Raw genomic sequence first — 12380 nt, forward strand, 5'->3', positions numbered from 1 at the left:
CATGGTTAAGAGACGAAACGCAGTAGCGGTGACAGCTGGCGTCACGGCGATTGCGCTGCTTGCCGGGCAACCGGTCGCGCAAGCAGCGACACCACAAAACGGAACGATGATGCAGTATTTTGAATGGTACGTCCCGAACGACGGCTTGCATTGGAATCGGTTATCGAACGACTCGCAGAACCTGAAAGATATTGGTGTGACGACGGTGTGGATCCCGCCAGCGTATAAAGGGACGTCGCAAAACGATGTCGGCTACGGGGCGTACGACTTGTATGACCTCGGTGAGTTCAACCAAAAAGGGACCGTCCGGACGAAGTACGGTACGAAAGCGCAGCTCCAATCGGCGATCTCGAACTTGCGTGGTAAAGGTATCGGTGTCTACGGCGATGTCGTCATGAACCATAAGGGCGGCGCCGACTACACCGAGTCCGTCCAAGCAATCGAAGTGAATCCGTCGAACCGTAACCAAGAGACGTCAGGGGAATACGGCATCTCGGCCTGGACCGGCTTCAACTTCACGGGCCGCAACAATACATACTCGCCGTTCAAATGGCGTTGGTATCACTTTGACGGGACCGACTGGGATCAGTCACGCAGCTTGAGCCGGATCTACAAGTTCAAGAGTACGGGCAAGGCGTGGGACACGGACGTCTCGAACGAAAACGGCAACTACGACTATCTCATGTATGCCGACGTCGACTTCGAGCATCCGGAAGTCCGCCAAGAGATGAAGAACTGGGGCAAGTGGTACGCCGACTCGCTCGGACTCGACGGGTTCCGCTTGGACGCGGTCAAGCATATTAGTCACGCGTATTTGCGTGAGTGGGTGACGAGCGTCCGGCAGACGACCGGCAAACAGATGTTCACGGTCGCCGAGTATTGGAAGAACGACCTCGGCGCCATCAACGACTATCTCGCGAAGACCGGGTACACGCATTCAGTCTTCGATGTGCCGCTCCACTATAACTTCCAGGCGGCCGGAAACGGCGGCGGATTTTACGATATGCGCAACATCTTGAAAGGCACCGTCACCGAGCAGCATCCGACGCTCGCCGTGACGATCGTTGACAACCACGATTCACAACCTGGGCAGTCGCTCGAATCGACGGTCGCCAACTGGTTCAAACCGCTCGCCTACGCGACGATCATGACGCGCAGCCAAGGTTATCCGACACTCTTCTACGGAGACTACTACGGCACGCAAGGGACGACGAACCGGGAGATCCCGAACATGTCGGCGTCGCTCCGACCGATTCTTAAGGCGCGTAAAGACTTCGCCTACGGGACACAGCACGACTATCTCGATCATCAAGACGTCGTCGGTTGGACACGCGAAGGCGTGAGTGACCGTGCCAAGTCGGGTCTCGCGACGATTTTGTCTGACGGTCCGGGCGGCTCGAAATGGATGTACGTCGGCAAGCAGAACGCCGGTGAAGTGTGGAAAGATATGACGAACAACAACACCCGTCTCGTCACGATCAATAGCGACGGCTGGGGCCAGTTCTTCGTCAACGGAGGTTCAGTGTCGATTTACACCCAACAATAACGATTTCGAACAGAGGGACGCCATCCGCAATGGATGATGCCCCTCTGTTTTCATGTTTGCAGTAGACGTTGCACGAGCTTCGTATGCCACATCCCGTATCCAATCAAATTCAACATGAAATCATCGATATCAAAACTGCCGCGTCGCGTGACGAGCTGGATGAGTTCGAGGCTGAATAATAGCACCGTCATGAATCCGACGAACTTGCCGATTCGATCCACCGATTTTATAAACAGCGGCACATAGATTCCCATCGGCAAGAATAGCAATACGTTACCGCCTAGATTTTTGATTGGGATGTCCGCTTTCAAGCTTCCGCTGTTGATTGCTTGAATGTACAAGCTGATTGTTTCGAACGGGACAAGGGTAACAAACGAAAGTTCGCCATTCCTTCAGGTTCGTCGGCCCCTTGTGCGGGTATCGGATGATAAAGGATGATGATCACGACACCGACCGCCATGGAGGGGAACAACCAACACCACGACGTCTTCCACAAGCTGACGAGACGCATCGTTGACGAGAACCAAGTCATTATCGTGGAGACGCTGAAGTCGATTCAGGACGCCGGATGGGGCGAGCTTGGTCCATAACCGTGGCTAACAAGAGCGCGGTGTTCCCCAAGCAGCGCTGACTTCAGGTTGCGCTTCAATTAAGTGGTGAGTAGTTCACAAGCGTATACTTTTCTAGTGTAATACATGGTATAATTACCTGGTATTAGTTTAGGTGGGGAAAATAATCATATGGATACTATGAATTCACCTTCACGCACGTCGGTTGTCGGTTTCATTTCATATCATCAATTTAGAAGCGTCGTGAACGCTGTCGAATTCAAGGAGGCTCACATATGAGTAAAGAAAAGATCGCCCAGCTACGTAAACACGTCTCGCCTTTTGAAAAGGCAGACGTCAAAGTCAGTGTCCGGCAGATGATCAACACGATCCTGCCGTTCCTCGTCGCCTGGTTCCTCGCGTACCAAGCGCTCGAAGTGTCGGTGTGGCTCACGATCCCGCTCGCGATCATCGCAGCCGGGTTCGTCGTCCGCATGTTTATCATCTTCCATGATTGTACGCACGGTTCGTTCTTCAAAAACAAGAAAGCGAACGCCGTCGTCGGAACGATCATGGGTGTGTTGACGCTGTTCCCGTACGAGAAGTGGAAGCGGGAGCATTCGATCCACCACGCGTCGAGCGGTAACCTCGATAAGCGCGGTGTCGGTGACATTTGGGTCATGACGATCGAGGAATATGTCGAGGCCTCGAAATGGACGCGTCTTCAGTACCGCCTCTATCGCAACCCGCTCGTCATGTTCGGTATCGGACCGTTGTTCTTGATTCTCGTCACGAGCCGGTTTAACCGCAAGGACGCTCGCAAAAAAGAGCGGATGAACACGCATGTCATCAATCTCTCGCTCGTCGTGCTGTACAGTCTGATGATTTATTTGGTCGGCTGGCAGGCGTTCTTGATCATTCAAGGGACGACGATGTTCACGGCCGGTGTCCTCGGGATTTGGCTGTTTTACGTCCAACATACGTTCGAAGACTCGTATTTTGAAGATGAGAGCGAATGGGATTACGTCAAAGCGGCGATCGAAGGCAGTTCGTATTACGAGTTGCCGAAAGTGTTGCAGTGGGTGACAGGCAATATCGGCTTCCACCACGTCCACCACTTGAGCCCGCGCGTGCCGAACTATAACCTCGAAAAAGCGCATACGGCGACGCCGCCGCTACAAAAAGCGACGACGATCGGATTGTTCTCTAGTTTAAAATCGCTTCGTTACAAATTGTACGATGCGAACAATATGACGTTCGTCACGTTCCGCGACATTAAGCATCTGTTGCGTGACCCGAAGACGACTTTATAAAAAATGTCCCGCTGAAGCGCTTCAGCGGGACATTTTTGGTTCACATATTTTAGCGTTTCCAGACCCAGTCGTCACTCTCATACTTTTCAACTAAACGCGCAATCTCATCTCGTTGCGTCGCCGTGAACACGAGCGGCTCGAACGTCAGTTGAAACGCGTCGCGGAACCCGTCCTCGAACGCCACGGCGACTTCGTCAAACGTCACGAAGCGGCCGAGCGTCTCGTTCAAAGCGACCGCTTTGCTGCTGAACCGTGCTTTCGCGTATACTTTCTCGTCTGCTTCCATATTGAAGCAGTCGAACAAGACGTCATCATCGATCGACAGTGGGATCGATCCGTGCTGCAAGACCGCCCCTTGGTGCCGGACTTGAGCGCTGCCCGCCACTTTACGGCCGTCGACGGCGAGTTCGTAGTAAGAAGCGGCGTCGAAACAGACGGCCGACTTCGGTTTCCGCAATACTTCGCGGTCTTCTTCGGTCAACGGTACCGAGAATTCGGCCGGGACACCGAGCGCTCGGTAGCCGCGGCGGACGCCTTCGGTCAACAGGCGATAGCTCTCGATGACGTTCGTCGGGAGTGTCGGCGTCGTTTCGGGCAAGATGACGCTATACGTCAATTCGTCGGCGTGTAAGACGGCCCGGCCCCCAGTCAAGCGACGGACGACGGGGATGCCGTTCGCTGCTAGCGCTTCACGGTCAAGGTCACGCGTCGCCCGTTGGAACCGCCCGACGCTGATCGCGTGCGGGGCCCATGAATAGAAGCGGAGCGTCGGCTTCAGTTCGCCGCGGGCGACCCAACCCGCGACCGCTTCATCGATCGCCATGTTTTCAGCCGGAGCGAGTGATTGTGTCGTTAAAATGTGCCATGTTGTATCAGTCATCGTGTCTCTTCTTTCTCTCAATCGATTGGCAACATCGTATGGCGACGTGCCTTATGGACTTGTTCGTCGGCGTGATATGACGAGCGGACGAGCGGACCGGCCTCGCAATGTGAGAAGCCTTTTGACAAGGCGATTTCTTTCAACTCGGCAAACTCGTCCGGGTGGTAGTAGCGCTCGACGTCGAGGTGCTTCTTTGTCGGCTGCAAGTATTGACCGAGCGTCAAGATATCGACGTCATGGGCCCGAAGGTCGTCCATCGCTTGAATCAATTCTTCTCGTGTCTCGCCAAGACCGAGCATGATCGACGACTTCGTCGGGATGTCCGGATTCAATTCTTTGGAACGTTTTAGGAATTCAAGGGTGCGGTCGTACGTCGCTTTGGCCCGGACTCGCGGCGTCAAGCGGCGCACCGTCTCCAAGTTATGGTTCATGATGTCCGGCCCCGCGTCAATCAACGTCTGGAGTGCCGAGAAGTCGCCCATCATGTCGGACGGCAATACTTCAATCGACGTTTCCGGGTTCATCGCGCGTATAGCGCGGACCGTCTCGGCGAACACGGTCGCCCCGTAATCGTTCAAGTCGTCGCGGGCGACGGCGGTGATGACGACGTGTTTCAAGTTCATGAGCCGAACCGACTCGGCGACGCGTTTTGGCTCTTCCCAGTCGAGTTCGTTCGGTTTACCGGTCGTGACCGCGCAGAAGCGGCAGGCCCGTGTACAGATGCTCCCGAGAATCATGAACGTCGCCGTGCGGCGGATGGCCCAACATTCATGGATGTTCGGGCATTTCGCCTCCTCGCACACCGTGTTCAAATTCTTCTCCCGCATCATCTTTTTAAGGCCGGTATACGTCTCGTTCGTATTCAATTTGATTTTCAGCCATTCTGGCTTTCGTTTCAGTTCTCCTCTTGCCACTTCGGATTCCCCCTTTATCATGTCAACCCCTAACGAAATGAGTTTACCAAAAAACAAATGAAAATCGAACCACTCAAATTATTGGCTTTGCCAATACAGGTGGAACGTGTTCCAAGACAGGTCAAATGTTTCAAAATGGTTACGCTTTCATCAAAGTCATTGTTTCCCATTTTTTGAATTGCTATACTGACGTTGACCACCTGAATAATGACCATATGTAACTGATTCGATCAGGCGTGGGGTGAACGAGCGTTGGTGAGGCAACGCTTATTCCTCCATGCCTTTTCGTTTGTGGTCGGGGGAACTTTCAAAAAGGAGTGAAAACATGAACAAAGTACTGAACTGGACAGTAACACTCGGATTGACGACAGCGTTACTCGGCTCGTCCGTCCCGATGGCAAGCGCGATCGTGGCAGAAGAGACACCGGCGCCATCGATTGAGACACGAGTGAACGCGCAACTCGAGGCGATGACGCTTGAACAGAAACTCGGACAAATGATCATGCCAGACTTCCGACTTTGGAACGGGGCGAATCATACGGCACTCGCGCCAGATGTGGCGCGGGTCATCGACCGGTTTGACCTTGGAGGCGTCATCTTGTTCGCGGAAAACGTGACCGAGACCGAACAGACGACGAAACTCGTCCACGACCTGCAAGAAGTCGTCAAGCAAGACGACAGCAACGACATCCCGCTCTTCATCACGATCGACCAAGAAGGCGGGATCGTGACCCGACTCGGGACCGGCACGAACTTACCGGGGAACATGGCGCTTGGGGCGACGCGGAGCAGCCAATACGCGTATGATGCGGGGAACATCATCGGGTCAGAGTTGAACGCGCTCGGGGTGAACGTCAACTTCGGTCCGGTCTTAGACGTCAACAACAACCCGGCCAACCCGGTCATCGGGGTCCGCTCGTTCTCGAGTGATCCGGAACTCGTCGGTGAACTCGGCTCGGCGATGACGCAAGGGATTCAAGACCAAGGCGTTGCCGCGACGGCGAAACATTTCCCGGGACACGGCGACACGGCCGTCGACTCGCACTACGGCTTGCCGATCGTCGATAAGTCACTCGAAGACTTGCGCGGGCTCGAGCTGTTGCCGTTCAAGCGGGCCATCACGGAAGGCATCGATATGATCATGACGGCCCATATCGGGATGCCACAAATCGAGGATGAGGTCGTCAACTCACCGCGCGGCACGTTCCCGCTCCCGGCGACGCTCTCTGACGACGTCATCACCGGCGTCTTGCGTGACGAGATGGGCTATGACGGCATCGTCATCACGGACGCCCTCAACATGAAGGCGATCACGGACAACTTCACCGAAGCCGAGGCGGTCATCAAGACGTTTGAGGCGGGCGTCGATATCGCCCTCATGCCGACGATTTTACGGTCGAACGCGGACGTCGTGAAACTTGAGACGATCTTTGAGGACGTCTTAGCGGCTATCGAGAGCGGCCGTTTGCCAGAAGCGAAGATCGATGAAGCGGTCGAACGGATCTTGAAGCTGAAAGCGGAACGCGGCATCTGGAGCGAGTCAGTGGATACGACGACGCTCGAGGCGAAACTCGCGGAAGCAAATGCGGTCGTCGGTAGTGCCGAGCATAAAGCGACAGAACGTGAGATTGCCGAAGCGGCCGTCACGCTCGTGAAGAACGACGACAAGACACTTCCGTTCAAACCGAAAAAAGGGGAGACGGTGCTCGTCATCTCGCCAGCAAAAGATCAGACCGACAGCATGGTCAAGACGATCAAATCGCTTAAAAAGAACGCGGGCAACATGAAGCAAGTGAACGTCATCACGGCGAACTATACGGCGTCGACACCGCACCTTGACCAAAACCCAGATTTAAAACAAAAAGTCGAGGCGGCCGACTACATCATCGTCGGCTCGAACGTCAACAACAGCGCCAAGCTGAAATCGATCTCGGCCGATAATTACGTACCGGCAGAAGTGTTCCGCTATGCCAACGAGACGGGCAAGAAATCGGTGTTGCTCAGCCTTCGTAACCCGTACGATGTGGCCGTCCAACCGGATGCGCCGGCCCAGCTGCTCATCTATGGCTTTAAAGGTGACCCGAACGGACCGGACTCTGAAGCAGGTAACGCCAAGTCGGCTGGACCAAACCTCCCGGCTGGTATTCGCGCCATTTTCGGTGAAGTCAAACCAGGAGGCAAGCTCCCGGTCGACGTCCCGACGTTTGAGAACGGTATGTTCGGTGCCGAACTCCACCTCGAATTCGGTGACGGCTTCCGTAACTGGAATAACTAAAAACAGCGAGCGCCCTTGAGGGTGCTCGCTGCTTTTAGTTTAATTTCACGCCTCGAAGTAACTGACGACAAGGAGTCCAGGCCCCGTGTGCGCGCCGATCGCCGAACCGACGATCGTCTTCGTCACGCTGGCCGGATTCATCTGTTCAAGTAGCAATGCTTCCAACTGATCGGCTTTGGCCGGGTCGTCCCCGTGGCCGATAAAGATATGATGTCCTTCGATGAGCGGTTTTGACTCGGTCATCCACTCGACGATGCGCCGCATCATTTTTTTATGACCGCGAATCTTCTCGATTGGGACGAGCTTACCATCTCGGACAGTGAGCAGCGGTAAAATCGTCAACAAGTCCCCGATGAACGCGCTCGCTCTCGAGACGCGGCCACCGCGCATCAAGTACTCGAGCGATTCGACGGTGAACAAGTGGCGGATCTTCCCGACGAGCGACTCGGCGTAGGCGGACGTCTCCTCGTACGAGTGGTCTTGGCCGTATTCGGCGACCGTTCGGACGAACAACCCTTGTCCGACCGACGCGGTCCGCGTGTCGAGAATATGGAACGTGCTGTTCGGGTATTCTTCTTTAAGCAAGTTCCCGACCATGACTGCCGTCTGATATGTACCGGACAGTTCGCCTGAGAAGGCGAGGTAAAGGAACGGGATCTCGGACTCGAGATGTTGGCGGAAACAGCGCTCAATCCGGGCCGCCTCGATTTGGAACGTCTTCGGCGTCTTGCCGACACGCATCGCGTCATATACTTCTTTCGGCTGAATCGTCTCTCCGTCTAAAAACTCTTCGTTGTCGATGATGACCCCGAGCGGTAACATCTCGAGGCCGTATTCGACGATCTGGTCTTGCGTCAAATCAGCACCGGTATCGGTTATGATTTTGAACATGGTTGGATCACTCCTCTAGTAGTTGGTGTTCAATGTCGCGGATCGGTTCGTTTCGTTGCCACATGCGGTCGAGCTGAACGACGAGCGTCGCTTGTTCGTCCGTGTCGAGCGTTGCCGGGACGAGTCGGCTCGTCTCCCCGAGCACGTCATAGGCGCGGCGGAGCACATCCTCGACGGTGAGCGGGATGTGAAGCAAGTCTTCGAGCGACGCCATCGTCTCCGGGACGATCGCCGGGTACGTGAATCGTGTCGCTTCGCCTTGGATGGCACGGTCGTAAAAGTCACGGATGAGGGCGGCACGAGCGCTTCCGCTCTTGCGGACGCTCAAATAAATTTGGACGGCGACACCGCCACGAACGCGTCGCTGCGAGATGCCGGCGAACTTTTTACCGTCAATCGATAGATCGAAGCTACCCGGGCAGTACGAACCGACGATTTCGCCAGCGACGATTTTGTCCGTCACGTCTTTGAACATATGTTGAATGAGCGACGTCATCGCCTCATAGCCGCTATCGATTTGAATGCCGTCATTCTCGGGTAGAATAAGAGATAGGTTCAATACATCTTCGTCGAGGACGACCGCAAGTCCTCCTGAGTTACGGATGACGGGACGATAGCCATGTTCGTGCAACAGTCGAATCCCGTCGCGCAGATGAGGCAGCCGCGCGTCTTGAATCCCGAGCACGACTGTGTTCAGATGGACCCAGGCCCGAAAGACGGCGCCTTGGTGTTTCGTCGACGCGCACAGCGTATCGTCCGTCGCGAATGATTGCTCGGCTTGAAACGCCGCACCGAGCGATGATTGGTCGATCAGGCGGTAGGTCGGTTGCCGTAAAAGTGGATGGATCATATGCATAATTCCTTTTCAAAAAATAATGTCTTCCTCATTATAGCATGGAGGGAACGACTCGGAAGAAGTCGAATCAGTACAATACATAAAACGCAGGGGGCACCAACATGTACACATCACGAGGTCAGCTATCTGGGTCAAAAGTGTTTAAAGACCCGGTCCATCGCTATATATACGTCTACGATCATCTCATTTGGGAGTTGATCAACACGAAAGAGTTTCAACGGTTACGTCGGATCAAACAGCTCGGGACGTCGTTTTTGACGTTCCATGGGGCTGAACACACCCGATTCCACCACTCGCTCGGCGTCTATGAGATTGCCCGGCAGTTGATCGACCAGTTCCGCGACTATCCGGAATGGGACGATCGCAACCGGGAGCTGTTGCTCGCGGCGGCACTGTTGCACGACGTCGGGCACGGCCCGTTCTCGCACGCGTTCGAGCACGTCTTCTCGGTCCGCCACGAAGTCTGGACGGAACGGATCATCTTAGGGGACACGGAAGTGAATAAAGTCCTCTCCGAGATGGGCGTCGGGTTCCCGGAAGAAGTCGCGGCCATCATCAACAAGACGCACCCGAACCGGCTGATCGTCAACATGCTCAGCTCACAGCTCGACGTCGACCGGATGGACTATTTACTTCGCGACGCCCATTTCGCCGGCGTCAGTTACGGGAAGTTCGACCTCGAGCGGATGCTGCGCGTGTTGCGGCCGGACGAAGATCAAATCGTCGTCAAACAGTCGGGGATGCATACGATCGAAGACTATATCATGCGGCGCTATCAAATGTATTGGCAAGTCTATCTGCATCCGGCGACGCGTTCGAGTGACTTGCTATTAAAAGCCGTGCTCGAGCGGGCCCAAGAGCTGTATGAGTCGGGCTATGTGTTTGAGATGACACCGAAGCACTTCTTGCCGATCTTCAACCATGACGAGATGACGCTCGAGCACTATCTGAAGCTCGACGAGACGATCGTCTACTTCTATTTTCAAGAATGGATGGACGAGGCCGACCCGATTTTGGCCGATCTGGCGAGCCGTTTCGTCAATCGTCGCCTGTTAAAGTACAAAAATTTCCCGGAAGCGAACCGCGTCCGCTATATGGACCGGTTACGGTCGACGATGGAAGCGATCGGGTTGCCGACGCGCTATTATTTGCTCGAGGACCAGCTCAGCCAGCTGCCATATGATCTATATAAAGGGCACGGTACGTACGAAGGGATTTACTTACAGATGAACGACGGCGACCGTCGCGAAATTTCAGAGGTGTCGATGCTCGTCCAATCGATTTTGAATTCGCGACAGTCGGACGAGAAAATCTATTACCCTGAGGACGTGCTGTTGAACTTGAAAGACCACGCCTCAGAAAAATCATGGATGTTGTCAACGTTACGCGGCGATTGAATCGCTTGAAAAGGATGTGACACCATGGGGATTGGGACGCTCATCGGCGGAATCGGCATCTTTTTGTTAGGGATGATGCTGTTGATCGATACGTTGAAAAGCTTGGCCGGGGAAAGACTGCGAGAGCGGTTGAACCGCCTGGCGGAAGGACCGGTGGCAGGGGCGTTTCTCGGTGCGACGATGACGGCGTTGTTCCAGTCCTCGACTGTGACGACGCTCATGACGATCAGTTTCGTCAGCGCAGGGCTGTTGACGTTCACGCAGGCGCTCACGCTCGTCATCGGGGCGAACGCTGGTAGTGCGACGACGGGATGGATCGTAGCGCTCCTCGGCTACAACGTCGACATTCGGGAGCTCTTACTGCCGCTCATCGGCGTCGGGATGGCGCTCCGCTTGATCGGACGACGGGTCAAGCGGATTGGGATGTTGCTCGTCAGTCTCGGACTTGTTTTTGTCGGCATCGGAACACTTCAAGAAGCGATGCGGGAAGTCGTCACGTTCTCGTTTTCGGGCTGGGACACCGACACACCGCTTCATCAATTAGCCTTGCTCGGCACGGGCCTGTTCATGACCGTCGTCTTGCAATCGTCGAGCATCGGTCTCGTCTTGACGATGACGGCGCTCGCGACCGACACGGTGACGCTCGCGCAGGCTGCATTCCTCGTACTCGGGCAGAGTGCCGGAACGAGTCTCGTCGTCGCGCTCGGCTCGCTCGGAGGATGGAAATCAGCGCGGCGTATCGTGCTCGGACACGTACTCGTTCATAGTTCGATTTTGTTGATTGGCTGGCTGACGTTCCCGCTCTTGTTTGGTGTCGTCAATCGCGTGGCCGACTGGCTGGATTGGAATGAGCTATTGCGGCTCGCGTTGTTCCATACGTCGTTTCACTTGCTCGGCGTGTTGACGTTTCTGCCGTTTCACGAAGCGTTCAGCCGACGGTTGCTCAAATGGGTGCCGAGTCGGTCTGAAAAACTGATCCGCTTTCTCGACCCGAACATGTCGCGTATCCCGACGGTCGCACTCGAAGCGGCAAGACGTTCGTTGATTGAGATCGAGCGCTACCTCGGAAACGAGACGAAACTGTTATTGACGGAAGCGCGCAAGCGGGAGGACGAGTTGCAGCTCGTCGAGAAGACGCTCGGTGACGTCCGGGTATTTTTGAGCACGATTCAATTGGAAGAAGGGCAGGGCCGCAACGACTACGGACAACACTTGTCACTGCTCCATACGATCGACCATTTGGAGCGCTGGCTGTTCGTCCTGCGCGAAGTCGATCCCGTCGACGCCCTCCGCGACACCGACTTTTTAGTCGCACGTCAGCTCGTCTTGCATGAGCTCGAGCTTGTCGATGCCCTCAACCATCACACGCCGCCGGAAGATTCGAAACAATGGAAGACGGCGTCGAAGCAGCTCGCCGAGTACCGGAAAGCGCATCGGGCCGAGATGTTAGAGGAGACGGCGGCGAACCAGCTTGAAATGGAGCAGACGATTCGCAAAGTTCAAGCGCTCCTTTGGCTCGACCGGCTTGGTTATCACGTCTGGCGGGCGACGCGGCACTTGATCAAGCCGACCGTTCCGAGCGAGCGGTTCGAAGTGAACTTAGAAGACTGAAAAAACACCCGCGCGTCCAATTTGAACTGCTCCCCGTCAAGTAGACAGGGCAAATAATGAAAACCAGCCTAGGCGGCTTGAGACCTGTATTCGACAGGGCTCAAGCCGTTTAGTCGTTTCTGGAAACGATCGTGGTTGTAGAACGATAT

Annotated in this window: 11 protein-coding genes and 1 pseudogene; 6 read left to right on the forward strand and 6 right to left on the reverse strand. The window is 55.1% G+C overall.

Translation table 11 applies throughout. The features are described 5' to 3' along the window. Nucleotide 1 precedes the first annotated feature (1 nt). The gene (amyS, locus tag EVJ32_RS13550) at nucleotides 2-1546 is read left to right on the forward strand and encodes an alpha-amylase (protein ID WP_131458778.1); all 1545 of its coding nucleotides are present in this window, start codon (nucleotides 2-4) and stop codon (nucleotides 1544-1546) included. A gap of 50 nt (nucleotides 1547-1596) precedes the next feature. Here amyS and EVJ32_RS13555 read toward each other — a convergent pair. Next, nucleotides 1597-1911: pseudogene (locus EVJ32_RS13555) on the reverse strand (VanZ family protein); the annotation flags it as partial. Nucleotides 1912-1980: 69 nt separating this feature from the next. On the opposite strand from EVJ32_RS13555, the gene EVJ32_RS13560 reads away from it, so the two are divergent. After that, nucleotides 1981-2136 (forward strand): transposase, encoded by a 156-nt coding sequence (locus EVJ32_RS13560; RefSeq protein ID WP_131458780.1) that lies wholly within the window; start codon nucleotides 1981-1983, stop codon nucleotides 2134-2136. 254 nt (nucleotides 2137-2390) lie between these two features. Continuing rightward, nucleotides 2391-3407 (forward strand): Delta(5) desaturase DesA, encoded by a 1017-nt coding sequence (desA, locus tag EVJ32_RS13565; protein WP_070328262.1) that lies wholly within the window; start codon nucleotides 2391-2393, stop codon nucleotides 3405-3407. Between the two features lie 49 nt (nucleotides 3408-3456). Here the strand turns inward: desA and EVJ32_RS13570 are convergent, their stop codons facing one another. Together EVJ32_RS13570 and lipA are read right to left on the reverse strand one after the other, a co-directional pair. Next, nucleotides 3457-4287 (reverse strand): lipoate--protein ligase family protein, encoded by an 831-nt coding sequence (locus tag EVJ32_RS13570; RefSeq protein ID WP_131458781.1) that lies wholly within the window; start codon nucleotides 4285-4287, stop codon nucleotides 3457-3459. Nucleotides 4288-4304: 17 nt separating this feature from the next. Next, nucleotides 4305-5222 (reverse strand): lipoyl synthase, encoded by a 918-nt coding sequence (lipA, locus tag EVJ32_RS13575; protein WP_131458782.1) that lies wholly within the window; start codon nucleotides 5220-5222, stop codon nucleotides 4305-4307. A gap of 304 nt (nucleotides 5223-5526) precedes the next feature. On the opposite strand from lipA, the gene EVJ32_RS13580 reads away from it, so the two are divergent. Next, nucleotides 5527-7476, forward strand: coding sequence for a glycoside hydrolase family 3 protein (locus EVJ32_RS13580; protein ID WP_131458783.1), 1950 nt, complete (start codon nucleotides 5527-5529; stop codon nucleotides 7474-7476). 45 nt (nucleotides 7477-7521) lie between these two features. Here EVJ32_RS13580 and EVJ32_RS13585 read toward each other — a convergent pair whose 3' ends face one another. Further along, on the reverse strand, nucleotides 7522-8367 hold the full coding sequence (locus EVJ32_RS13585; protein ID WP_131458784.1) for a DegV family protein: 846 nt from the start codon (nucleotides 8365-8367) through the stop codon (nucleotides 7522-7524). 7 nt (nucleotides 8368-8374) lie between these two features. Next, on the reverse strand, nucleotides 8375-9217 hold the full coding sequence (locus tag EVJ32_RS13590) for a lipoate--protein ligase family protein (RefSeq protein WP_131458785.1): 843 nt from the start codon (nucleotides 9215-9217) through the stop codon (nucleotides 8375-8377). 107 nt (nucleotides 9218-9324) lie between these two features. Here EVJ32_RS13590 and EVJ32_RS13595 point away from each other — a divergent pair, with 107 nt between their 5' ends. Both EVJ32_RS13595 and EVJ32_RS13600 read left to right on the forward strand, forming a co-directional pair. Then, on the forward strand, nucleotides 9325-10620 hold the full coding sequence (locus EVJ32_RS13595; protein ID WP_131458786.1) for an HD domain-containing protein: 1296 nt from the start codon (nucleotides 9325-9327) through the stop codon (nucleotides 10618-10620). Nucleotides 10621-10644: 24 nt separating this feature from the next. Then, nucleotides 10645-12231, forward strand: a complete 1587-nt coding sequence (locus tag EVJ32_RS13600; RefSeq protein ID WP_131458787.1) for a Na/Pi cotransporter family protein — start codon at nucleotides 10645-10647, stop codon at nucleotides 12229-12231. Between the two features lie 68 nt (nucleotides 12232-12299). On the opposite strand, the gene EVJ32_RS16525 is transcribed toward EVJ32_RS13600, so the two are convergent. After that, the coding region (locus EVJ32_RS16525; protein ID WP_131436690.1) for an IS3 family transposase at nucleotides 12300-12380 on the reverse strand (81 nt) is incomplete at its 5' end.

Source organism: Exiguobacterium sp. SH5S4, from assembly GCF_004337045.1.
GTDB lineage: Bacteria > Bacillota > Bacilli > Exiguobacteriales > Exiguobacteriaceae > Exiguobacterium > Exiguobacterium aurantiacum_A.

What these genes read in the sequence shown, in the direction of transcription:
- amyS (WP_131458778.1), top strand. Translation starts at nt 2, where the DNA reads ATGGTTAAGAGACGAAACGCAGTAGCGGTGACAGCTGGCGTCACGGCG.
- EVJ32_RS13560 (WP_131458780.1), top strand. Translation starts at nt 1,981, where the DNA reads ATGATGATCACGACACCGACCGCCATGGAGGGGAACAACCAACACCAC.
- desA (WP_070328262.1), top strand. Translation starts at nt 2,391, where the DNA reads ATGAGTAAAGAAAAGATCGCCCAGCTACGTAAACACGTCTCGCCTTTT.
- EVJ32_RS13570 (WP_131458781.1), bottom strand. Translation starts at nt 4,287, where the DNA reads ATGACTGATACAACATGGCACATTTTAACGACACAATCACTCGCTCCG.
- lipA (WP_131458782.1), bottom strand. Translation starts at nt 5,222, where the DNA reads ATGATAAAGGGGGAATCCGAAGTGGCAAGAGGAGAACTGAAACGAAAG.
- EVJ32_RS13580 (WP_131458783.1), top strand. Translation starts at nt 5,527, where the DNA reads ATGAACAAAGTACTGAACTGGACAGTAACACTCGGATTGACGACAGCG.
- EVJ32_RS13585 (WP_131458784.1), bottom strand. Translation starts at nt 8,367, where the DNA reads ATGTTCAAAATCATAACCGATACCGGTGCTGATTTGACGCAAGACCAG.
- EVJ32_RS13590 (WP_131458785.1), bottom strand. Translation starts at nt 9,217, where the DNA reads ATGATCCATCCACTTTTACGGCAACCGACCTACCGCCTGATCGACCAA.
- EVJ32_RS13595 (WP_131458786.1), top strand. Translation starts at nt 9,325, where the DNA reads ATGTACACATCACGAGGTCAGCTATCTGGGTCAAAAGTGTTTAAAGAC.
- EVJ32_RS13600 (WP_131458787.1), top strand. Translation starts at nt 10,645, where the DNA reads ATGGGGATTGGGACGCTCATCGGCGGAATCGGCATCTTTTTGTTAGGG.